Source organism: Kribbella orskensis (assembly GCF_004342085.1).
GTDB classification, from domain to species: domain Bacteria; phylum Actinomycetota; class Actinomycetes; order Propionibacteriales; family Kribbellaceae; genus Kribbella; species Kribbella orskensis.
In genome coordinates this window covers 1-22650 of the sequence record NZ_SLWM01000018.1, presented here as the reverse complement: position 1 = coordinate 22650, position 22650 = coordinate 1, and the positions used below count along the sequence as shown (strand labels likewise).

The following is a 22650-nucleotide window of genomic DNA, read 5'->3' as shown; positions in this document are numbered from 1 at the left end:
CGCCGGTAGCCACGGGCTAGGCGTCGCCAGTGCCCCGGCTTGACTTGAAGTGAGGTTGAACTTCGAGGATGGCGGGCATGTCGTCGACCGAGGTGTCCTCCCGCGCGCGGTTGTTCCATGGTGCGCATCTGCCGTTGGTGCTCGGGGTTGTGTCGTTGGTGACCCTCGGGGCGTTCGAGAACCGGGCGGTGGGGACGGCGCTCCCAACGATGGTCCGGGAGTTCGACGCGCTCGGGAGCTTCGGGCTGGCGAATGCGGCGCCGAACGCCGGATACCTGGTTTCGCTCGCTGTTGCCGGCTTGTGGGCTGATCGGCGTGGGCCGATTCCTGCGCTGCGAGCGGGAGCGATCACCTTCGGACTTGCTCAGCTCCTGGTCGGGACGGCGCAGGGGATGCCGATGGTGGTAGCCGGACGGCTGCTGAGCGGACTGGCCGAGGGCTTGCTCGACGTCGCGCTGATGGTGCTCGTCGCCAGGGCCCTTCCCGCCGTACTGCGACCGAGGATGTTCTCCCTGTTCGCGGCGATGTGGATCCTCCCGTCGGTGCTCGGACCCCTGTTGACCGGCGTGATCACCGAGCAGTTCGGCTGGCGATGGGTGTTCCTGGGTGCGTTGGCACTCCTGGTCCCGAGTTGGTTGCTGCTGCAACCGGCAATGCGGCAGTCGGCAAGCACGCCCGCGCCGGAGCGCAGCCCCGAGGACGCTGCCGAGCTGGTTGCGTCGCGGGCTGCGTTGCCCTGGGCATTCGGTGCCTCCGTCGCGCTGTTCACGATGACGCTGGCCGGCGATCAGCTCGAGGCGCATCCTCTGATCGCCGGACTGGCGATTCCCATCAGCCTGGCGGTGCTGGCCGCGGCCGCGGTACGGGTGATGCCTCGCGGGACCTTCACCGCGCGGCGTGGTTTCCCGGCCGTGGTGGCGGTGCGCGGTCTCGGCGGGGCGGCCTTCGCGGGTGCTGGCGCCTACCTGCCATTGCTGCTCACGCTGCAGCACGACTTCAGCCCGTCGCGCGCGGGTGTCACCCTCTCGATCACGGGGGTGAGCTGGGCGTTCGGCTCTTGGCTGCAGGGCCGCGACCACCGCATGCCGCGGACCTCCGTACTGCGTATCGGCCTGGCCCTGATGGCCGTCGGCCTGGCAGGCACCTCGTTGCTCGCGTGGACCGACACGACGACCTGGGCCGGGTTGGCGGGGTGGACCGTCGCGGGGATCGGGATGGGACTCAGCACGTCGAGCCTGTCCGTGCTCACCCTCGACCTGTCCGACGCGAACAACTCCGGCCGCAACAGCAGCGCGGCCCAGATGGCCAGCACCATGAGCATCGCCACCGCCCTGGCCGTCAGCGGCACCCTGCTCGCGCTGAACGCCGCTCATCCCACCCGCTGGGTCTTCGGCACGATCATCGCCGCCAGCGCCGCACTAGCCCTCGCCGGTCTCCTCACCTCCGCCCGAGTCCGGCCAGCCAGCTGAATCGCCTGGTTCGGCCCTCTGCTCGCGGTCCGGGGAGAGGGTACGGGGCACTAGAATGTCGCCTATGGCTGAGCTGCTGACGGATGACCAGATCGATCTCGCGATTCGCGACCACCTGCCGGAGTGGAAAGTGGTCGACAACGAACTGGTGCGCAGCGTCAAGAAGCCGACGTTCATGGACGGGATCCGGCTGGTCGCGACCGTCGCCCAGCTGGCCGAGTCGATGAACCACCACCCGGACATCGACATCCGCTGGACCACGATCACCTTCCGGCTCGCCACGCACGACGCCGGTGGCATCACCGACAACGACCTGGTCCTGGCCCGCCACATCGACACCGCCGCCGGCTGAGCCCAGCCTCAAGCGCGAGCCCGAGCCCGAGCCCGAAGCCGAGCCGCTGCCGCCGAAGGCCGAGCTGCCGACCGCCGGGGCCGAGCCGGCTACTGGCGGAGGCCGAGGAGGGTGCCTTCGAGGTCGCGGACGTAGGCGAGCCGCCCGACGCCCGGAAGTTCCTGTACCTCGCCCGCCCGGGTGCCGCCTGCCTTCACGACGGCGTCGAGGCTGGCGTCGAGGTCGTCCACCTCGATCCACGCGATCGTCGTCTGCTGCTGGTAGTCGCGACTCATGATGGCGCCGTCGATCCCCTCGCCCTCGCCGGTCTGCGCAACCAGGTAGCCCTCGATGAAGGGCGACGGCTCGGGCTGCCAGCCGAAGGCCTCGGCGTAGAAGGTGGCCGCCCGGCCGAGATCGGCGGCGGTCAGTTCGACATGGATGATCCGTCCCACGATGCCTGCTTCCGTTCCGGTGATGAGAGCACCAGCATCACCCGGTACCCGGCGCCGAGTCTTGGACGGATCTTCCATGCATCAACGCGGCGATCCCGTTCTGCACAGCCCGGAACGAGGTCGCGCTGACTCCCGTGAACCGCTTGAAGTCCCGCGCCGCGTGCGCCTGGTCGTAGTACCCGTGCAGAGCGGCGAGAGTGGACGCCGCGTCGGCAGGTCCACCCAGCAGTCCACCGACGAAGTGGAAGTACCGCACGATCTCCCCGAACTGCTTCGGCCCCAGACCCGTCAGGCCGGTGAATATCCGGTACAGGCTGCTGTACGAAACGCCGACCGCGCCGGCCACCTCGGCGACGGACAGAGCTCCCCGGGCCTCCTCGATCACCTTCACCGCCCGATCCACCACGTCCAAAGCCCGTACGTCGCGCAGCCTCGACCCGACGAACTCTGCGAGCCTGTCCGCGCGCGGTTGCCCGAACTCGAGTCCGACGAGCTCCCCCGCCAGGCGTTCCGCAGTACCAGGGTCTGTCCAGCGGGCCAGAGGTAGAACGGCGTCGACCAGGCGGTCGGCCAGGCCGAGGGCGGCGATTCCCCACGGCTTGAACTCCGCGCCCACGTAGCACGCCATCCCCGTCTGGGTCAGCACGTGCGGGCGCGTCATGATCCCGAACAGCGAGGCGTCGTTCGTCCAGGCGTGCCCGGTCACCGGATCTTGGCGCAGACCGGGCTCGGCAAGAGCGATGGCAAGACCCGGTCGGCCGTTGGGAATCAGGATCTCCCGCTTGACCTCCGACGGCGATCCCGGCGCTTCCACCATCCAGTAGTGCTCGACGAAGTCGCGCTGCTCAGCAGGCGGAGGAACCCTCAGATAGGAGACCACGAGACAGCATCCTCCCCGACGCGTGGCTGGTACACGTCATGGCGGGCGTCGGCCAGGGTGACTCCTGGTGGCGCGCCGGCCGGCCATCTACACATGGGGCATGACCTCACACCGCGTCCGCGCCGGCGTCGCTCTGCTGGCCTCCGCCCTGTCCGTCACCCTCGCCTCCCCCGCCGACGCCGGCACCTTGGGTGAGCCCGGCTGGTTCTGGAACACCCCGCAGTGCGACACCGTGTACGGCGACGGCTCCGTCACCATCACGTACTCCGACGGCGCCGACCTGGCTCCGACGAAGGAACAGCTGCGACCGGTCACGTACGCCAAGGTGGCCACGCTCGAGGAGCCGAACACGTTGATCGCGATCGGTCGCCAGTCGATCCAGCGCTCCAGCGACGCTGGTTGCAGTTGGCAACAGCTCGACAAGTCGCCGGACGACCTCGCGACGTACGACGTGGCGGCGGGCCCGGGTGAGACGGCGTACATCTACAGCGTGAACGACCAGCCGATCCACCGGGTGAAGGGCAACCAGGTGAGCACCGTGGCGGGTCCGGTCGCGGGCAGCGGGCTGTCGGCCTTCGTGGCCCTGCGGGACAAGCTTCGCGTGGTGGCAGGCGACGGGCAGATCCACGACTCCACCGACGACGGCGTGACCTGGAAGCGGACGGGCATCCTCCCGGCCAAGGATCTGTTCGTCTACAACGCGGTGATCGACCGCGGGATCCGGACCACCTCGTGCTCGGCGTTATGTCCGACGGCACCTACGCCACCTTCGACGGCGGCCGCAGCTGGCACCGATCCGCCGGGGTGACCCGCGTGAACGCGTTCAGCCTGGCGATCTCCCCGGCGAACCCACAGATCGTCTGGATGGAGGGCTACGAGCGCGACGAGGCGACGCGGTACATCTGGCAGTCGGACGACGGCGGCCTCAAGTTCCGGCCGGTGCTCGACCAGTCCCGGGCGACGCTCTACAACGGCAACCAGATGTGGGCCAGCCCGGTCGACCCGGACCTGCTCTACTTCTCCTACGGCACGTCCTTCGCCAACTACGGCGCCGATCTCTACCGCTTCCGCCCTTCCACCGGTGAGCTGAGCAAGCAGCACAACCACTACGACGGCATCCCGTCGCTGGCGTTCAGCCCCGCGGACCCGACCGTCCTCTACCTCGGTCTGGCCGAGGAGCGCTGACCCGTGGAGCTTAGGTCCGGAAGGCGGATGCGGGGCCGTAAGTATCTGACAGCTACGGTTGGCGGGTGACGACTGCTGACGAGTACCGCCTGCTGGGTTTCACCGATGCCGACCGGGAGGACGCCGAAAAGCTCGACGTCGACCGCCAAGCGGTGACGGAGTTCGCCGCGCAACTCCGCCGGGTGATCGGCACCTTCCCGGCCGAGGGTGACCTGACCGCTCCGGACGACCCGCTGGTCTCGCTCGCGGCGTTCCTGGAGACGCTGCCGGACATCCGCCGCTACCACCGGGAACTCGGGATCAGCGACGAGGTCAGCCGGGCCACGCTCGCCGATCTCGGCAAGCAACTTGACGTGAGCCGCCGGACCAACGGCGAGTTCGGCCTGGAGACGCACTGGTGGATGACGATCCACTGGACCGGGACGATCTACGCGCTCGGCCGGCTGCAGTTCCTGCTGCACCAGGTGCCCGACTCGCACCCGGTGCCGGGGACCGGGCCGGGCGAGTGGGTGATCGGCGTACACATTCCAGAATCGGGTCCGCTCACCCCGGAGTTGGTGGACGACAGCTTCGACCGGGCCCGGGAGTTCTTCCCGCGCGTGTTCCCGGAGCAAACGGTGAAGACGGCGACGCTCGGCTCCTGGCTGATCGACCCGTACCTGCTGGACAACCTCCCGCAGGACTCGAACATGGTCCGCTTCGGTCGCCGCTTCACGCCGTACGGCGAACCGGTGGACAGCCAGGACAGCGCGATCTTCTTCACCTTCCGCAGCCACGACCTGACGAACCTCGCGCAGTACCCACGCGAGACCCGGCTACAGCGGCTCGTGCTGGAGCGGATCGAGAACGGCGGCACCTGGCAGACCGCCTTCGGGTACCTGCGCCTCTGACCCCTGACCTAGAGCCGAACGCGGGCTTCGCCACCCGTCTCCGCAGGGGAAGCGGGAGAGTGATCGTTACGCCGCTGTGACCTTCGCGGCCTTGCGGCGGTTCACGATGCGGCGGGAGGTCTCGATCACGAGACCGATCAGCCCGGCCAGGCCGAGGCTGAACGCCAGCGCCTTCAGCGAGTCGTGCGCGAACGCATCGCCGCCCAGGTAGCCGAGCAGCGCGACGTAGGTGTAAGCCACCGTGACGCCCGCGATGGTGAAGACCAGGAACTTGCGGAACGAGTACGCCGTGGCGCCCGCGGTCAGGGTGGCCACCATCCGCGCACCCGGGATGTAGCGGACGGTCATCAGGATCAGGCCGCCGCGGGAATGCAGGGCCAGTGACACTTTCTCGAACATCGCCTGCCGGGCGTCTCGTCGGCGCATCCAGCGGTGCAACGCGGGGCCGGAACCACGGCCGAGGAAGTAGCAGACGGACTCGCCGATCACCGAACCGACCATCGCGACGACGATCACGAGCAGCAGGTTCTGGTGACCCGCCGCGGCGGCCATGCCCGCGGTGACGATCAGTCCCTCGCTCGGCACCACCGGGAAGACGGCGTCGATGGTGGCAGCCAGGAAGAGCACCAGCAGCAGCCAGTGGGAAGCCATGGCGATGCTGAGGATGTGCCTAGCGGCTTCCATCAAGTCTGTCATCGTGCCCAAGCATGCCATCCGGGACCTAGCGGAACCCAATCGAACAAAACCGCTCAGGCTGCTCAGAGCCAGGAATTCATCCTTAGTGAGCCCAGAGTTTCCAATGGGGCGCGAGCGAACTCCCCGGGGTCGCCGTGCAGTGCTCGATCCCACACCAGGGCCCGGGCGACCTTGCCGAGCCAGCAGGCCAGATCGAGCTCGGCGACCAGGTCCGCCGGGGTGCCGAACACCTCGAGGTAGGCGTCCCGCACCCGCAGTACGAGCGGGTCGTCGGGGGCCACCTCGAGCTTGCGGGTCAGGGAACCGAGGGTGACGAGCAGGCTGGAGAACGGGTGGGCCAGCACGCTGTCGCCCCAGTCGTAGAAGCGCACCTGGTCCGACGGACCGCCGAGGATGTTGTTCGAGTGCAGGTCGTTGTGGTCGAGGCTGACCCGGTCTGGCAGGTCGCGACAACGTGCCGCGAAGTCGTCCCGCCGGCTCGCGACCCAGGCATGGATCTCCCGAGCCTCGGCGTCACCGCTCGACTCGACGTACCGCCCGGTCGTCTCGAGCGCTTCCTCCAGCCGCTGCGGCATCACCGCCGGCCGCATGTCGGTGACACCCGCCGCGAGCAGGTCCTCGGTGTGCGGCAGCAGGTCCACCTGCAGTTGCGCGTACTGCGGGACCACGTTCACCAGCGCGTCGGACAGACTCCGATCACCCAGTACTTCGCGCAGGGTGGGACCGCCGTCCGGCAACAGCACCCAGCCGCGGGTGACGTCCACGGCGATCGGGTCCAGGACCCATTTGGGGGCGACGGTGGCGAGCATGCGGTAGAGCGGGACCTCGAACACCGTCTCCGGGCCGGGCGCCTTCAGCCAGACCGGACCGCGACTGGTGTCGACGCGCAGCAAAGTCCCCCACGGCCTCACCCGCGGTTGTGTCACCTCGCCAAGTCGTTCGACGCCCGCCGCAGTCAGCTGTTCGTCGATCCACGCCTCGGCCTCCGCTCGCCACTCCCTCGAGGTCCAGAGCGCGGTGAAGCTGTTTCCGGCGTACTGAGCGCCGGCCGGATCCCCGGCCTGCTGCAAGCCCCGCTGATGGTCGTTCACAGGCGGACCGGTAGCTCGGTGATGGCGTTCATCAGCAGACCCTGGCTGCGGACGGGATCCTGCGAGGGCTCCGCGAGCGCCAGGTCCGGGAACCGCTCGAAGAGCATGCCGAGCGCGACCCGCCCCTCCAGCCGGGCCAGCGGCGCGCCGAGACAGTGGTGGATGCCATGCCCGAAAGCGAGGTGCGAGCTCTCGGCGCGAGTAATGTCGAGCTGATCCGGCTTCGCGAACTTGTCGCCGTCTCGATTGGCCGCCAGCAGCGCGAACACGATCACCTCACCCGCGCCGATCGTGGTGCCGCCGACCTCGACAGGCGCCTTCGTGATGTACGGGATCGCCGCCTGCAGCGGTCCGTCGTACCGGAGCAGTTCCTCGACCGCGGCGGGCAGTCGCTCCGGCTCGGCCTTCAGGAGCGCGAGTTGGTCCGGATGCCGCAGGAGCGCGTGGACGCCGTTGGCGATCAGGCTGACGGTGGTCTCGTGCCCGGCCGCGAGCAGCAGGTAGACCATCGAGGTGAGCTCGTCCGGGCTGAGCCGGTCGCCGCCGTCGCGAACCCCGATCAGGTCGGAGAGCAGGTCGCCCGACGGCGCCACCCGCTTGTCCTCGATCAGCTCGCGGATGAACTCGACCATCGAGAGCGCGGCCTCGACGTACACGTCGGCCGGGTACACCGACGCGTTCACCACGATCGAGGACCAGCGCCGGAAGTCGTCGCGCCGGATCGCCGGGATCCCGATCAGCTCCGAGATCACCGTGATCGGCAGTGGATAGCTGTAGGAGTCGACCAGGTCCACGCGGTCCCCCGCGACCGCCATCTCGTCGAGCAACTCCGCGGCGATCTCACGGATCCGCGGTTCGAGCAGCTCGATCCGGCGCCGGGTGAAGGCGGCCGAGACCAGCTTGCGCAACCTGGTGTGGTCCGGCGGGTTGACGTTCAGCATGTGCTGGTCCAGCGCCGAGACCAGGTCGTCCGTCACGGTGTCCCGGTGCGGTCCCTCCAACGACGACCTCACCACGTCCGGATGCGCGAGCAACTCGCGCGTCTCCGGGTAGCCCGTCACCAGCCACACCGGCACCCCGGTGAACAGCATCATCCGGTGCAGCGGGCCCGCCGCACCGATCTCGGCGAGGCTCGCGTGCCGCGCGATCCCGCTGGTCTCTGTAAACGGGGAAGTCACGCCGACCACACTACGTTCGGCCCGGATCACCGTCTTCCAGCCGCGAGACCAGCTCCGCGCGGGAGTGGATGCCGAGCTTCGTGTAGACCTTGCGCAAGTGGTACTCGACGGTCTTCGGGCTGAGGAACAACCTGGCCGCCGCTCCCCGGATGCTCTGCCCGTCCGCGAGCAGCAACGCGATCTGCCGTTCCTGCGGAGTCAGCTCGTCCGCAGTACTGGGCTCTCGCCGGCGAGCGGTCTCCCCCGTCGCCTTCAGCTCTGAAGCGGCGAGATCGGCCCAGCCCGGCGCACCCAGCTGATCGAACGACTCGACAGCCAGGCGCAACTGGACCCGGGCATCCACCCGTCGCCGCGCGCGCCGCAACCAGCCTCCGTAAGCCAGGCGGGTCCGCGCCGTCTCGAACACGTCGAGCGTCCTTCCGTGCTCGCCGAGCGCCTCCTCGAACCAAGCATGGTCCTCCTCGATCAACCCGGTCACCCGAGCCGCCCGGGCCAGCGCCCAAGGTTGTCCTTTCTCCTTCGCTCGTACTGCGTACGTCCGCGCCGCCGCGGCCGCCTCCTCGCTCCGCCCCAGGCGGAGGTACACCTCGACCAACTCCGGCGCAGGTGACAGATCCGGATCCAGCACCCCCAGCGTCGAAAGCAACGCCATCAGCCGCTCGTACTGCGGCAACGCCTCCGCCGGATTGCCCCGGCCCAGCTCGAGATCACCGAGCGCGAACAACGACCAGACCACGGCGAGGTGGATCTCTCGGTCGGTGCCGATGCGCGTCGCCTCGGCCGTGAACTCCCGGCACTCCAGCTCACGCCCCCGATGCGCCGCCAGCCACCCCTGCCCGGCCAGGGTGATCGCGAGCTCGGTCGTCTGCCCCGTCTCCCGGGACAGCCGGATGCCTTCGTCGTACGAAGCGACCGCGTTCGCCCAGCGGTCGGTCGTCGCGTCATCGCGGCCGAGGTGGAACAACAGGCCGGGCAACATCCCCACTGCCACCTCGTCCCGGCGCTCCCCCATGGCCTCCTCGACCAGCGCACGACCTGTCCCGGACTCACGCAGGAACATCGGGGCCAGCACCATCCAGGTCTGCCGCCGGTCGCGCTCAATCCCCACCGCAGGGGTCAGCGCGATCGCTTCCCGGATCTGCTCGGTCCCCGGACGCCCGGCCAGGATCTTCGCCATTCCACTCGACAGCAACCCGAGGATCCGCGCCGGCGACCGCCCGACCCGACCGAGCCGCTCGTCGATCTCCCCGGCAGCCGTCAACGCGCCCGCTGCATCCCCCAGCCGGAAACAGGCATTGACCACGTCCGCCGACAACCCGATCACCAGCTCGTCGAGCTTGTCCTCCGCGCCGGTGAGTTCGGCGATAGCCGCCAGCAGGATGCCTTGAGCTCTGGCCGGCGATCCGCACTTCACCGCGATGTCCGCCCGCAGTTCGTTCGCCTGGGTGCGCACCAACAGGGGCGGTTCGAGCTTCAGCGCCTCGGCCAGCAGGCCGTCCGCGCGATCAGCCAGGCCCGCGAACCAGGCTGCCTGTCCCGCCGCGACCAAGCGGAGCGCCCGCACCTGCGCACTCTCGGTCAGGCGCGCCGACCGCTCGAAGGCCGTAGCCGCCACTGCCTGCGCGCCCCGCTCGACCGCGTGCCTGCCGGCAACCTCGAGCCCTGCGGCGACTTCGTCGTCAGTGCCGAGCACGGTCTCCGACAGGTGCCAGGCCCGCCGGTCCGCGTCGTGCACGGCTCCTGCCATCGCCCGATGGACCGTACGTCGCTCAGCCGGCTCCGCGCTCGCGTAGATCGCCGAGCGAACCAGTGGATGCCGGAACTCCACCCGTCCGTCCGCGATCGTCACCAGCGACGCCTGCTCGGCCTCACCCAGCGCCGCGACCTCAACACCCAGCTCCGTACAAGCGCGAGCCACAGCGCCCAGTTCGCCGTCCTCTACCGAGGCGACCAGCAGCGCGGTCTGCGCTGCTGTGCTGAGCCGCTTGGCCCTTGCGGCGAAGGCCTCGGCCAGCAGAGCAGGCACGGGAACGGGTACACCAGGTGGAAGTCGCTGCAACTGCTCGGGGTCGCCGGCAAGCTCCAGCAACGCCAGTGGATTGCCCGCCACAGTTCGGTGCAGCGCGGCCACCAGCTCGACCGGGAGACCGACTATCAGCCGATGCGCCGCTTCCAACCCGACTCCGCCGACCCGGAGTTGCGGCAGGTCGGCTTCCGCCAGCGGATGCGACTCGCCTTCCCGGGCTGCGATGACCAGCGCGATCGGATCCGCGACCAGCCGCCGGGCCGCGAACAACAGGGCTTCGGCCGACGGCCGATCCAGCAGATGCGCGTCGTCCACCAGAACCGCCACCGGTTTCACCTCGGCGTACCGGCAGATCAGACTCAACGTGGCCGCCCCCACTGCGAACCGGTCCACCCCCAACCGCCCCATCTCCCCCGCGCTCTCGGCCGGAGTACTGAGGGCCAGGGCGGCCGCGAGAGCTTCGCGTTGCGGGGCTGGGATGCGGCCGAGGTCGGCGAGGGCAGGGCGGAGCAGCTGGAGCAGGCCGCCGAAGGGGATCTCGCGCTCGGCCTCGGTCCCCCGGGCCCGGAGGACACGCAGGCCCACGGCGAGTGCCGCTGCCTCGTCGACGAGAGCGGTCTTGCCGATCCCCGGTTCCCCGGTGATCAGCAGCACCCCGCTGGTACCCACCCGCGCCCCCGCGACCAGCCCTTCGATCACCCGCCGCTCGGCGTCCCGCCCGATCAGCATGTCTGGCAGTACACCATCTCCTGACCAGGTGGGTCACCTGATGCGACCGGTCAGTCCGCACTCCTACGGTCACGAACAGCTAAAGCAACCCTGGGAGGGGACCTGAAATGACTACCGTCGCAGTGGACATGGACAAACTGATGGCTTTCGTCGGCCAGGCCGTGGGCGAGGTCGGCGCGACCTTGAACGCCGGACTGGTGGTGATGGGCGACAAGCTCGGCTACTACCGCGCACTCGCGGGCGCCGGGCCGACCACGCCGGCCGAACTGGCCGAGCGGACCGGGACCAGCGAGCGCTACGCCCGCGAGTGGCTGAATGCGCAGGCCGCGGGCGGTTTCGTCGAGTACGACCCGGCGACCGCCACCTACGTCCTGCCGCCCGAGCAGGCCGTCGCCCTGACGGACGAGAACAGCCCGGCGTTCCTGCCCGGCTTCTTCCAGATCGCGCTCGGCACCGTCGACCACACCAACCAGACGATCGAGGCCGCCCGCAGCGGCGCCGGGATCGGCTGGCACGAGCACAACTCCGACGTACACCTCGGCTGCGAGCGATTCTTCCGCCCGGGCTACAACGCGAACCTGGTGGCGGGCTGGCTTCCCGCGCTAGAGGGCGTCGGGCAGAAATTGCAGGACGGGGTCCGCGTCGCGGACATCGGCTGCGGCCACGGCTCCTCGACGATCCTGATGGCCCAGGCCTTCCCGCGCTCGACCTTCAGCGGTTCGGACTACCACCCGGAGTCGATCGAGACCGCCCGCCGGCGCGCGGAGGAAGCCGGTGTCGCGGATCGCGTCAGCTTCGAGGTCGCCCCGGCGACGGCGTACAGCGGCTCGGGGTTCGAACTGGTGACGACCTTCGACGCGCTGCACGACATGGGTGACCCGGTCGGCGCCGCCCGGCACGTCCGCGAGTCGCTCACCCCCGACGGCACCTGGATGGTGGTCGAACCGATGGCCGGCGACAAGGTCGAGGACAACCTGAACCCGGTCGGCCGCGCCTACTACGGCTTCTCGACGCTGCTCTGTACCCCGGGTTCGCTGTCCCAGGACGTCGGCCTCGCGCTCGGCACCCAGGCCGGTCCCGCGCGGATCCGCGACGTCACCAAGGCAGCCGGCTTCTCCCGGTTCCGCACGGCCGCCGAGACGCCGTTCAACCTGGTGTTCGAAGTACGTCCCTGAGACAGTCGATCGCAGGGGTGGGGGGCGACTCGGATGACTGACGAACGACCGGCGCGGACGGCCGATCAGGCGGGCACGATCGAGCGCGACGGCGTGACGATCGCCTACCAGGTGTACGGCGACGACGGGCCGACGGTGGTCCTGCTGCCGACCTGGTCGATCGTGCCGTCCCGCGTCTGGAAGGCCCAGGTGCCTTACCTGGCTCGTCATTTCCGGGTCGTCACCTTCGACGGCCGGGGCTCGGGGGCCTCGACCAAACCCGTCGGTGCGGCCGCCTACGCCGATGCCGAGTACGTCGCGGACACCCTGGCCGTCCTGGACGCCACCGGTACTGCGAACTGCGTGGTGGTGGGATTTTCCCGGGGGTGTCCGTGGGCCCTGCAGGTCGCGTCCGAGCAGCCCGGCCGGGTTCTCGGGGTGGTCTGCATCGGCGCGGCGGCCGGGATGGTTCCGGCGCAGGAGGAGCAGGAACGCGAGGCCTGGAACGCGCGGTATCCCACCCACGACGGCTCGGCGAAGTACAACCGTCACTACTGGCTGGAAGGCGGCTACGAGGACTTCCTGCGGTACTTCTTCGAGAACATGTTCCGCGAGCCGCACTCCAGCAAGCAGCTCGAGGACTGCATCGAGTGGGGCCGGCAGATCGGCCCGGAGCGACTTGTCGACACGGAGGCCGCCCGCCACGCCCGGCAGGCCGGGGTGCCCGACGTGCGGTGCCCGGTGCTGGTGGTCCATGGCGACAGCGACGCGATCCGGGCTTACGCGGAAGGTGTTCAGCTCGCCGAGCTGACCGGCGGCTCACTCGTCACGATCGCGGGCGGCGGGCACGCCCCGCCCGCCCGCGAACCGGTGAAGGTGAACCACCTGCTCAAGGAGTTCGTGGACCAGGTCGCCCCCCGCCCGGTACGCCGTACCTGGGTGCGGGCCGCGAACCGGCCGCGGCGGGCGCTCTACCTGTCGTCGCCGATCGGGCTCGGGCACGCGAAGCGGGACCTGGCGATCGCGCGGGAGTTGCGGCAGCACCACCCGGATCTGGAGATCGACTGGCTCGCGCAGCATCCCGTCACGCGGGTGCTCGAGGACGCCGGCGAGAGCGTGCATCCGGCGTCGGCCTGGTTGTGCAACGAGTCGGCGCACATCGAGTTCGAGGCCGACGAGCACGATCTGCACGCATTCCAGGCGATCCGGCGGATGGACGAGATCCTGGTCAACAACTTCATGGTCTTCAACGATGTGGTGGACGCCCAGTACTACGACCTGGTGATCGGCGACGAGGCCTGGGAGGTGGACCACTTCCTGCACGAGAACCCGGAGCTGAAGAGGTTCGCCTACGCCTGGCTGACGGACTTCGTCGGCTGGCTGCCGATGCCGGACGGCGGTTCCCGCGAGGCCCGGCTGACCGCGGACTACAACGCGGAGATGCTCGAACAACGCGCCCGGTACGCCCGGCTCCGGGACCGGTCGATCTTCGTCGGCGACCCGGAGGACATCGTCGACGCCAGCTTCGGTCCCGGACTTCCGTCCATTCGCGACTGGACCGAGCAGAACTTCGACTTCGCGGGCTACGTGACCGGCTTCGACCCGGCCGAGACAGCCGACCGCGAGGCTCTTCGGGAGCGCCTCGGCTACGCCCGCGACGACCTGCTCTGCGTCGTCACGGTCGGCGGGTCAGGGGTTGGTTCTTCCTTGCTCCACAGGGTTCTCGACGCAGTACCGCTGGCTCGACGGCTGGTCCCCGATCTGCAGTTCGTGATCGTCACCGGTCCTCGTATCGATCCGGCGTCCCTCCCGTCGCTGCCGGGAGTGACCGTGCACGGATATCTGGCGAACCTGCATCACCACCTCGCGGCGGCCGACCTCGCGATCACCCAGGGCGGCCTCACCACCTGCATGGAACTGACCGCCCAGCGAGTGCCGTTCATCTACGTGCCCCTGCGCCACCACTTCGAGCAGAACTTCCACGTCCGCGCCCGCCTCGACCGCTACGAGGCCGGCCAACACCTCCCCTACGAGGAAGCCTCCGACCCGGACGCACTCGCCGCGGCCATCGCCAAACAACTCACCTCCACGCCCACCTTCCGCCCGGTCGCCACCACCGGCGCCACCCGAGCCGCCTCCCTCCTAGCCCCACTCCTCTGACCGCGCACCCGCACCCCTTGGCGCATCTTCCCGGCGAGGTCTGGTGGTTGACAAACACTTCACCATTTGGTGAAGTGTTGTCGTGCTGACCACCACCTTCGCCGCGCTGGCCGATCCGACCCGGCTGGCGATCGTGACCCGGCTGAGCCGGGGCGAAGCGACGATGGGGGAACTGGCCGCGCCGCACCAGGTGACCGCGCCCGCGATGACGAAACACGTCGGCGTGCTCGTCGATGCGGGGGTCGTCACCCGCCGCAAGGTCGGCCGCACGGTGGTGTGCACCCTGCGGCCGGACGCGCTGACCGAAGTACAGACCTGGCTCGGCGACCTCACGGCGTACTGGAACAGCACCATCGACCGGCTGGAAGACCTCTTGCAAGGGAGCAGGGATGAGCACTGACGTCCGGATCGAACGGATGCTGACAGCAACCATCGAGCGGGTCTACGCGGCGTGGACCGAGCCCGGCCTGCTGACCCGGTGGTACTGCCCGAACCCCACGCTGGACCTGACCGTCGAGGCGGACGTCCGGGTCGGCGGCGAGTACCTGGTCAAGATGGGCCCGTACGTCGTCCGCGGTCGCTACACCGAGGTGGACCCGCCGAGTCTCCTCGCCTTCACCTGGCAGTGGGACCACGAGGGCGGGCCGTCCGAGGTCCGCGTCGAGCTCACCGAGGTGGACGCCGGCACCCGCCTCCTCCTCACCCAGACCGGCCTCACCCCCGAGGACGCCACCGGCCATCTCCAGGGCTGGGAACTCCAACTCCCCCGCCTCGCCGACCTCCTCGCCTCCTGACCCACCTGTACGGCGTAGGGCAAAGGTAGAGCCCCGGGCGGTGACCCGGGGCTCGGAATGGATGGATGGGCGGCGGAATCAGCTGCCGGACTTGCGCCGGAACTGGCGCTTCTGCTTGTCGTTGTGCGCCTCGCCGACACCTTCGTGCCGCGGCCCGCTACCGGGGTGCGACTCGTGATGCGCGTTCTTCTTGGCGAGCGCCTCGCGGAACTTCTTCTGCAGTTCGTCCTGCGCCGGCTCGCTGGGCTTGTCGCTCATACCGTCTCCTTCACAAACCGTCAGGCGTATGGGCTTAGCTAACCAATTGTGACCGCCCCACCGCCAGCCATTAAGCCGGGGTATCCGATCCGCCCCTCCCAGCCGCCATCTGGCCGCACGCCTCGACCATCTCAGTCTGAGAAAAACCTCTGAGCCGCAGGCGTGGCGGCTGTTAACTTCGCTGAGGCGGCAGGCGACGGCGACGTACGAGCGGAGGGATCTGCGGTGGTGGTCAGCACTGAGGCGGTGATCGGGATCGCGCTGGTCGAGCTCGGGCTGGTGGTGATTCCCGGGCCGAACATGATCTACCTGGTGTCGCGGTCGGTGGCGCAGGGGCGACGGGCCGGGTTGACCTCACTCGCCGGTGTCGGCGTCGGGTTCCTCGTGTATTTGCTGGCGGCAACCGCGGGCCTGGCGACGCTGTTCGCCCTGGTGCCGGAGATCTACGTCACGCTCAAGCTGGCCGGCGCGGCGTACCTGCTCTGGCTCGCCTGGAACGCACTCCGGCCGGGAGGCAGCTCCGCATTCACGCCGAACGAGCTCGAGCCGGACCGCCCGCGGAAGCTGTTCGGGATGGGCCTGCTGACGTGCCTGCTCAACCCGAAGATCGCGATCCTCTACATCTCCCTGCTGCCCCAGTTCGTGGACCCGTCCCGCGGTCACGTCGGCACCCAGAGCCTGCTCCTCGGCCTCACCCAGCTGGCCGTCGGCGTCCTGGTGAACGCCGTCTTCGTGATCACCGCCGGCTCGGTCGCCCTCTTCTTCAGCCGCAAGCCCCTCTGGATGCGAGTCCACCGCTACCTGACCGGTACCGCCCTGGCCGTCTTCGCCGTCCGCCTCGCCACCGACCAGGCTCGCCCGACCACGCCCTGACCGGCCTCCTGGCTCGCGCGATTCGGCGGGGCCCGGACGCCCACCACTCACCAACCGTTCCACCTGCGCCACGCTTCGCATCCGCCGAGCCGGGATCCGTTGCATATCAAGCGTTTGACGCCCTTTGGTGCGTGATGCACGCCCCCTTGGCCGTTTGGTACTCACCAGTACATTTAGTTCTACGGCCCCCGGCCCCAAAGGCACCAGGCGCGACAACCCCACTCGAGAGCGGCAGTCGCCCACCCAGCCACCGCACCACCCCGTCCGATGCGCCGTACCCACCGCACCCCGCGGTACCCCCCTGACAGGTCAGGGTGTCGGGTGAGCCCCACTCCCCTGCCCCGGCACCCTGGCCGCTCCACCCACCCCTTCGCACCGCCCCCTAGTCAACTGGGGCGGTGCGAAGCCGGATTGTGCGTGAGATCGAGCGTGGGATCGGGGCCGGATGGCATACCGGGGTGCAGGTTTACGCCTCAGTGGGCGGGCGGCCTCGGGTTGATGTCGCGCTTGGCGAGGCGCAGCCCGGAGTACCGATGACGCGGGAGACCATCGTCGAGTGGGCGTCCGCCACCAAGCCGATCACGTGTGCTGCGTTGGCGGTTCTTTGGGAGCGCGGAGCCTTGGACATTGAAGATCCGGTGCACCATCACCTGCCTGAGTTCGCGGCGGCGGGCAAGGAGCAGGTGACCGTCAAGCATCTGCTGACTCACACCGCTGGACTGACGACGAGCATCACGAAGCAGGCACCCGCGGCTGAGTTGGTTGCTGACATCTGCGCTTCGCCTCTGCGGCCCGACTGGGTGCCTGGGCAACGATGTGGTTACAACTCGATTGCGATGTGGATCGTCGCTGAGCTCGTGACTCGCCTCGATGGACGCCCTTTCGACCAGTTCGTTCGCGAGGAGATCTTCGAGGTTGCCGGCCTGGACGACTGCTGGCTCGCGATGCCGCCCGAGACCTACGAGCGGAACACGGCCCGCATCGCGCGCATCCCCGGGATCGCCCGCTCCGGTACGGCGTACTGGGTGACCTGGGGACGTCCCACCGGCGGCATCCACGGGCCGATCAGCCAACTCGGCCGCTTCTACGAGTCCCTTGGGTGCATCCTGTCACCGGACAGGCTCCGGGAGATGACCTCGCACCATCTCACCGGCGTGTACGACGAGGTGCTGGGCGCGCGGCTGGATCGTGGACTCGGCTTCGTCTTGGGATCAGCCGATCCGCAGAACGGCGATCGCGCCTCGTCCGGCACCTACGGTCATGGCGGGCAAACTTGGAGCACCGCCTTCGCCGACCCGGCCCGCGGCCTGGTCGCCGCCGTCTACTGGAACGGCGCAACGACCCCCGCTATCCACGCCGACCGCCTACTGCGCCTCCTGAACGCCCTGTACGCCGACCTCGCCGACCTCGAGCGCTGAGGTGACGAACACGAACTCCAGGCCGGGCCGGTCAGGAGCATCGCGGACCTCGTCAACCGCGAAACCGTCGGCGGCCAGGGACTGCTCCAGCTCCTCGCGAGTGCGGAAGCGGAGGGTCGAGTCCGAGGTGAGCGTCGCACCGTCGGACTCGAAGACGTAGGTCCCGCGGAAGGTGACGAGCGGGCCACTCACGTCCAGCAGATCAGACCAGTTCCTGACCACGCCCACACCTGGGATATCGGCCTCGTTGTACGTCTGCTCGCGATTCCACCCCAGCCACGCCTTGCGCTCGGGATCCCTTGTCTCAAACACAAACCGCCCACCCGGAGCCAGGGCCCGCCGTACCCCACCCAACGTCGCCGCCCAATCCTCGTCCGTCACGAACACCTGAGCCACGTTCCCCGTCATCACCGCCAGATCCACCTGCATCTCCGGCAACGACGTGGCGTCGCCCTCAACCCACCGCACTCGCTCCGCCCCAGACTTCTTCCGCGCCACCTCCAACGAGGCACCTGCTGGATCCACCCCGACGACCTCGATCCCACGCGACGCCAGCAAACACGCGAACGTCCCCGTCCCGCAGCCCACATCCAGCACCCGCCGGGCGCCGAACTCCTCGATCATCGCGGCATAGACCTCGAGATCAGGCCGCTCGGCTTCCAGCGGGTCATAAAGCCCCACCAACCGCGGCACCGCAAACAACGCATCAGGCATCCCCCGACCCTAGACACCGCCCCACCACGCCGCGACCGAATTGCCCCACCGCCACGGTCCGGCGCGCGGGATCAGGGCCCGGCCGCCCGGGATCTCTCGGGGTCCGAGCGCTCGGGATCTCTCAGCGCGCGGTGAGCGGATAGCGGGTCCCGACGACGCTCGGGGCGAAGCCGGCTGGGCTGAAGGCGTCGGCAAGTGCGGCTGCGGCCCGCCAACCGGTGCAGTGACCAGGCGCGACGATCAAGTAACAGTCGAGCCCGGAGATCCCGATGCGATCGTCATGGGAGCTGCCCGCGCTCACGTTGCTCTAGACCGGGACTCCAGGGCGTAACGCTCAACCGCGTCCTGAAACGTCCGCAAGCAGCCGAATTGAGGTTGTTTCCCGAACCGCAGAGCCGGGCTCGGGGCCGGCTCGTTACTCGTGCTCAGAATCTTCACCGGTCGGGTCTTACCGATCCCCGAAAGTTGCACGCGCGCTAACCTTTGGCCTCCTCGTTCGTGGTTTGGCCTGCAGGAAGCCATTGCCGTCGACAAGCGCCTGACTCGCGATCTGCTGCCACCTGGTGGCACTGGTGGCAGGGTGCTGTCCCATGATTGACGACGCCGCGAAGGCCAACTTGTACAACTACCTGAGGCACGAGCGCGAGGCGGTGCTTGCCAAGCTCGACGGTCTTTCCGACTACGACGTCCGTCGCCCGCTGACCGTCACCGGGACCAACCTGCTGGGCCTGGTCAAGCACCTGGCGACATGGGAGGCCAGGTACCTCGGCGAGGTCTTCGACCGTCCCTTTCCCGAACCCCTGCCTCGGTGGGACGTCGAGGCCGAGCGACTCGCCGACATGTGGGCGACCGAGCGCGAGGCCCGCAGCGACATCGTCGACCGCTACCGACGGGTGTGGGACCACAGCGACGCGACGGTGGAGGCCCTCGCCCTCGATGCCACGGGCCGCGTCGCCTGGTGGCAGGACGCCGAGGTGCCCTTGTTCAACATCCTCGTCCACCTGCTCGCCGAAACCAGTCGGCACGCCGGCCACGCCGACATCCTGCGCGAAGCGCTCGACGGAGCGGTAGGAACCGACGCGGAGGACATGGCCGAGCAGCGGCACGACCCAGCCTTCTGGAGGGAGCGCCGCGAGGAGATCGAGGCGGCCGCCAGGTCAGCAGCCGGTTGACCTGGATCGCGAGCCAAGGAATGGTGCCGCTAGTCGTTGGGCGCGTGGTCTGGAACGAGCCGCCCTAGATGCGGACCTTCGATGTCCTTGACGACCTCCACGGTCACGCGCTCGGAGCTGTCGTCCTGCCACGTTTCGCGACCTGCTCGAGTCCGCATCGTTGTCAAGCCGCTCGCAGCCTCAAACGTCCGGACCTAGCTGCTGTCCGTGGGTTCGCTCCTGCCGATGTGCGGATGTGGAGCGCGTCATGCACCAGCCGGGCAGGGCTGCCTTGGTCACAGCCAGCGCCGCACCTGTTCAGCGCGCTTCCAGCTCGAAGAACAGGAAGCAGATAAATGAGCGACCGTCCGCGGTGGGCAGCAGTTCCGCTGGGGTGTTGGCCGCGGGCGGCGGCTCAGTGACCGTCTTGATGCCGAACCCCGCATCGATGAACGTGTTGATGACGTCCTGCAGGGGTCGGTGCCAGTAGGTCATCCACACGGTCCCTTCGCCGAAGTCGTAGTCCTCGGAGTACTGCGTGAGGGCGAAGTAGTCGGCCTCGGGGTACACAATCGCGTAGACCGTGGGGTGGATGATCGAGCCGATGAGCCGACCGCCGGGTTTGAGCACACGCCGCAGCTCGGCCAGTGCCGCGGCCCAGTCCTTGACGTAGTGCAGGGACAGCGATGCGACGACGAGGTCGAACGCGTCGTCGGGATAGGGCAGGGGCGCACCAAGGTCTGCGACTCTCACGTCCGCGTCCTCGCCCAGCCTTTGGCGGGCGAGTTCGACCATGGCGGGGCTCAGGTCGAAGCCCGACACGACCGCATCCTTGCTGCGCAGAGCTTCCATCAAGGGGCCTGACCCGCATCCGGCGTCGAGAATCTCCAGGCCCGCGACGTCGCCGGCGAGACGAATCATCTCCGGACGCGCGTAGTAAGCATTGAAGAGGTTGCTCTCGTTGCTGGCCGAGTACGCGGCCGCGAAACTGTCGTAATCAGCGACTGGGGCAGCGGACTTGCTCACCGAATTTGGCATGACAGGTTTCTACCCGGGTCGCAGGTGTGCGCCAACCAGGCGCGCGGTCCAGTCGGCGACGCACTCATCTGCCGCCGTCCGGGCGTTGGCGGCCGTGGGGACTCGACCCGCCGACCCAGGGATTATGAGTGCCATGGCAACACCACCGCTGGACAAATCAGACTCCGCTAGGCCGGTTTCTCACCCCATCTAGCCCCTCTGCCACCGCTGTTTGACACCATTTCGCGTCACGAGCCGAGTCACGCCGCAGCGAGCTGTGTCGGCGCCAGGTCAGAGCTGTCCTGGTTGCCAGCTCTTCGGAGTTGGGACGTGCAGGGTGGGCCGGCAGATGAGCTCCTGGGTGTTGCCGTCGAGCGTCCGGCTCTCGATCAGCTCGAGGTCGAAGTCGGCCGCACCCTGGAAGATCGGGTCCACTCCGGTCTGACCGGTGATCACCGGGAAGATCGTCACCTGGACACGGTCGACCAGACCGGCCGCCATCAGCGCCCGGTTCAGCGACAAGCTGCCGTGCGAGCGCAACGGCACCTCGGACTCCTCCTTGAGCCGCGCGACAAGGTCGACGGCATCGCCGCTCACAAGGGTCGCATCCGGCCAGTCGAGGGGTCCTTCAAGTGTCGTCGACACCACGGTTGCCGGCAGGTCCCTCATCCGGGTGACCCATGGGTCGCGCACCTCGGACTCCTCGGTGCTCGAGGCCAGCATCCGCGCGAATGCCCGATACGTGTTGGCCCCGAAGACCATCCGCTGCTCGGCGCCGTACAAGGCGAGGCGGTGGTCGAGCAGCTCGGGGCCTTGCTTACCCCAGTAGCCGCCCCAGTCCCCCCTGCTGTTGTAGGAGCCGAAGCCGTCGAGGCTGGAGAAGATGTCGAAGGTGTAGGTAGCGGTCATGATGCTCTCCTCGAGTACGGTGGGCCGCCCTCGTGGGCGGCTACTCACCCTGCTACGAACACATCGGCCCCGATCCGACACCTTGGGTGGTAAGTTCAGCGCGATGCAGTCAGTCCCGGACGCGGTGGACGGAGCGGCGGAGCGCACCGGATTCTCCGGCGTGGTCCGCCTCGATCGCTCGGGCGAGACCGAGTTCTCCACGGCCTACGGGTACGCCGACCGGGCCCACGGGGTCCTCAACACGGTCGAGACCCTGTTCGCGACCGCGAGTGGCTCGAAGGGCCTGACGGCACTGGCGGTCATGAGCCTGGTCGAGCGTGGGACGCTCGAGCTCGGCACGACCGCCCGTTCGCTGCTCGGCAAAGACCTGCCCCTGATCGCCGACAACGTGACGATCGAGCAACTCCTGGCACATCGGTCCGGGATTGGCGACTACCTCGACGAGGACGCCGTCGGCGACATCAGCGACTACGTGATGCCGGTGTCGGTACACGAGCTCCCGACGACCGAGCTGTTCCTGCCGGTGCTGGACGGGCACGAGACCGCGTTCCCCGCCGGCGAGCGGTTCGCGTACAACAACGGCGGCTATGTCGTGCTCGCATTACTGGCCGAACGGGCGAGCGGCGTGGACTTCCAGCAGCTGGTTCGCACGCTGGTCTGCGAGCCTGCGGGCATGGTCGACACCGCGTTCCTGCGCTCCGATGAGCTCCCTGGACGCGCCGCCTTGGGCTACCTGTCTGTCGACGGCCTGAGAACGAACGTGTTTCATCTCCCCGTGCTCGGCAGCGGCGACGGGGGCATCTACTCGACCGCTGCCGACCTCAGCGCCTTCTGGGACTCACTCTTCGCCGGACGGATCGCCTCGCCGGAGCGGGTTGCCGAGATGGTGCGACCGCACAGCAACTGGCCGAAGGAGTCCAAGCGCTACGGCCTCGGGTTCCACCTCCACGCTACGGGCGACGGAGTCTGGCTGGAGGGGTACGACGCAGGCGTGTCGTTCGCCAGCCTGCACCAGCCCTGTTCATCGATCACCTACACCGTCATCTCGAACTGGTCAGACGGTGCCTGGCCGATCATCCGGCTGCTCAACGACCGGCTCGGCACCTGAACACGCCGCCATCTGCGACGGTGCATGCGGAAAAACGGACTCAGAACCGGACGGCTACCGGTCTGCCGGTGAACCGTCCTGGGTTTGATGCACCCCTCGGTTATGTGTGAGCGACCGGTTGGTCGTCACGGGTTCGTGCATAGTAGTCAGCTTCGGCTTCGGCG

Annotated in this window: 23 protein-coding genes; 13 read left to right on the top strand and 10 right to left on the bottom strand. The window is 68.6% G+C overall.

All coding sequences use genetic code 11. From position 1 onward, the window contains the following. The first annotated feature begins 77 nt into the window (after window positions 1–77). Together EV644_RS33020 and EV644_RS33015 are read left to right on the top strand one after the other, a co-directional pair. Complete coding sequence (locus EV644_RS33020) at window positions 78–1469, top strand: MFS transporter (RefSeq protein WP_132193405.1); 1392 nt, start codon at window positions 78–80, stop codon at window positions 1467–1469. Window positions 1470–1533: 64 nt separating this feature from the next. After that, a complete protein-coding gene (locus EV644_RS33015; RefSeq protein ID WP_132193403.1) occupies window positions 1534–1821 on the top strand; it encodes a 4a-hydroxytetrahydrobiopterin dehydratase in 288 nt (95 codons plus the stop codon). 89 nt (window positions 1822–1910) lie between these two features. Here the strand turns inward: EV644_RS33015 and EV644_RS33010 are convergent, their stop codons facing one another. Beyond that, window positions 1911–2255: a VOC family protein gene (locus EV644_RS33010; RefSeq protein ID WP_132193401.1), complete on the bottom strand. Its 345-nt coding sequence runs from the start codon at window positions 2253–2255 to the stop codon at window positions 1911–1913. 37 nt (window positions 2256–2292) lie between these two features. Next, the gene (locus EV644_RS33005; protein WP_132193399.1) at window positions 2293–3135 is read right to left on the bottom strand and encodes a helix-turn-helix domain-containing protein; all 843 of its coding nucleotides are present in this window, start codon (window positions 3133–3135) and stop codon (window positions 2293–2295) included. 100 nt (window positions 3136–3235) lie between these two features. Here EV644_RS33005 and EV644_RS33000 point away from each other — a divergent pair, with 100 nt between their 5' ends. The 3 genes from EV644_RS33000 (at window position 3236) to EV644_RS32990 (ending at window position 5210) form a co-directional block, all read left to right on the top strand. Beyond that, complete coding sequence (locus EV644_RS33000; RefSeq protein WP_132193397.1) at window positions 3236–3943, top strand: beta propeller repeat protein; 708 nt, start codon at window positions 3236–3238, stop codon at window positions 3941–3943. After that, window positions 3880–4320, top strand: a complete 441-nt coding sequence (locus tag EV644_RS32995) for a beta propeller repeat protein (RefSeq protein WP_132193395.1) — start codon at window positions 3880–3882, stop codon at window positions 4318–4320. Before EV644_RS33000 ends, EV644_RS32995 begins: the two co-directional genes overlap by 64 nt. A gap of 65 nt (window positions 4321–4385) precedes the next feature. Further along, a complete protein-coding gene (locus EV644_RS32990; protein WP_132193393.1) occupies window positions 4386–5210 on the top strand; it encodes an acyltransferase domain-containing protein in 825 nt (274 codons plus the stop codon). A gap of 66 nt (window positions 5211–5276) precedes the next feature. Here EV644_RS32990 and EV644_RS32985 read toward each other — a convergent pair whose 3' ends face one another. The 4 genes from EV644_RS32985 to EV644_RS32970 all read right to left on the bottom strand — a co-directional run bounded on the left by EV644_RS32985 (window position 5277) and on the right by EV644_RS32970 (window position 10930). Next, complete coding sequence (locus tag EV644_RS32985; RefSeq protein WP_132193391.1) at window positions 5277–5906, bottom strand: DedA family protein; 630 nt, start codon at window positions 5904–5906, stop codon at window positions 5277–5279. A 62-nt stretch (window positions 5907–5968) separates the two neighbouring features. Continuing rightward, a complete protein-coding gene (locus EV644_RS32980) occupies window positions 5969–6997 on the bottom strand; it encodes a phosphotransferase family protein (protein ID WP_132193389.1) in 1029 nt (342 codons plus the stop codon). Further along, window positions 6994–8175, bottom strand: coding sequence for a cytochrome P450 family protein (locus EV644_RS32975; protein ID WP_132193387.1), 1182 nt, complete (start codon window positions 8173–8175; stop codon window positions 6994–6996). The genes EV644_RS32980 and EV644_RS32975 overlap by 4 nt, the downstream gene beginning before the upstream one ends. 10 nt (window positions 8176–8185) lie before the next feature. Next, window positions 8186–10930, bottom strand: a complete 2745-nt coding sequence (locus EV644_RS32970; protein WP_132193385.1) for an ATP-binding protein — start codon at window positions 10928–10930, stop codon at window positions 8186–8188. 107 nt (window positions 10931–11037) lie between these two features. On the opposite strand from EV644_RS32970, the gene EV644_RS32965 reads away from it, so the two are divergent. The 4 genes from EV644_RS32965 to EV644_RS32950 all read left to right on the top strand — a co-directional run bounded on the left by EV644_RS32965 (window position 11038) and on the right by EV644_RS32950 (window position 15038). Further along, the gene (locus EV644_RS32965) at window positions 11038–12105 is read left to right on the top strand and encodes a class I SAM-dependent methyltransferase (protein WP_132193383.1); all 1068 of its coding nucleotides are present in this window, start codon (window positions 11038–11040) and stop codon (window positions 12103–12105) included. Between the two features lie 33 nt (window positions 12106–12138). Continuing rightward, on the top strand, window positions 12139–14244 hold the full coding sequence (locus EV644_RS32960; RefSeq protein WP_132193381.1) for an alpha/beta hydrolase: 2106 nt from the start codon (window positions 12139–12141) through the stop codon (window positions 14242–14244). An 82-nt stretch (window positions 14245–14326) separates the two neighbouring features. After that, complete coding sequence (locus EV644_RS32955; protein ID WP_132193379.1) at window positions 14327–14644, top strand: ArsR/SmtB family transcription factor; 318 nt, start codon at window positions 14327–14329, stop codon at window positions 14642–14644. Next, on the top strand, window positions 14634–15038 hold the full coding sequence (locus EV644_RS32950; RefSeq protein WP_132193377.1) for an SRPBCC family protein: 405 nt from the start codon (window positions 14634–14636) through the stop codon (window positions 15036–15038). Before EV644_RS32955 ends, EV644_RS32950 begins: the two co-directional genes overlap by 11 nt. A 78-nt stretch (window positions 15039–15116) precedes the next feature. On the opposite strand, the gene EV644_RS32945 is transcribed toward EV644_RS32950, so the two are convergent. Next, entirely contained in the window at window positions 15117–15296 is a 180-nt protein-coding gene (locus EV644_RS32945; RefSeq protein WP_132193375.1) for a DUF5302 domain-containing protein, read from the bottom strand. A gap of 225 nt (window positions 15297–15521) precedes the next feature. On the opposite strand from EV644_RS32945, the gene EV644_RS32940 reads away from it, so the two are divergent. Then, window positions 15522–16169 carry a LysE family translocator gene (locus EV644_RS32940; RefSeq protein ID WP_199240130.1) on the top strand — a complete coding sequence of 216 codons (648 nt, stop codon included), beginning with the start codon at window positions 15522–15524 and terminating at the stop codon, window positions 16167–16169. A 398-nt stretch (window positions 16170–16567) separates the two neighbouring features. Next, window positions 16568–17587: a serine hydrolase domain-containing protein gene (locus tag EV644_RS32935; protein ID WP_132193373.1), complete on the top strand. Its 1020-nt coding sequence runs from the start codon at window positions 16568–16570 to the stop codon at window positions 17585–17587. Here the strand turns inward: EV644_RS32935 and EV644_RS32930 are convergent. Then, on the bottom strand, window positions 17534–18301 hold the full coding sequence (locus EV644_RS32930) for a class I SAM-dependent methyltransferase (protein ID WP_132193371.1): 768 nt from the start codon (window positions 18299–18301) through the stop codon (window positions 17534–17536). The genes EV644_RS32935 and EV644_RS32930 overlap by 54 nt on opposite strands. Before the next feature lie 590 nt (window positions 18302–18891). Here EV644_RS32930 and EV644_RS32920 point away from each other — a divergent pair. Continuing rightward, complete coding sequence (locus EV644_RS32920; RefSeq protein WP_132193369.1) at window positions 18892–19473, top strand: DinB family protein; 582 nt, start codon at window positions 18892–18894, stop codon at window positions 19471–19473. 297 nt (window positions 19474–19770) lie between these two features. On the opposite strand, the gene EV644_RS32915 is transcribed toward EV644_RS32920, so the two are convergent. Continuing rightward, complete coding sequence (locus EV644_RS32915; protein WP_132193367.1) at window positions 19771–20490, bottom strand: class I SAM-dependent methyltransferase; 720 nt, start codon at window positions 20488–20490, stop codon at window positions 19771–19773. 270 nt (window positions 20491–20760) lie between these two features. Further along, window positions 20761–21378 (bottom strand): dihydrofolate reductase family protein, encoded by a 618-nt coding sequence (locus EV644_RS32910; RefSeq protein WP_132193365.1) that lies wholly within the window; start codon window positions 21376–21378, stop codon window positions 20761–20763. Window positions 21379–21481: 103 nt separating this feature from the next. On the opposite strand from EV644_RS32910, the gene EV644_RS32905 reads away from it, so the two are divergent. After that, complete coding sequence (locus tag EV644_RS32905) at window positions 21482–22486, top strand: serine hydrolase domain-containing protein (RefSeq protein WP_132193363.1); 1005 nt, start codon at window positions 21482–21484, stop codon at window positions 22484–22486. The last annotated feature ends 164 nt before the right edge of the window (window positions 22487–22650 follow it).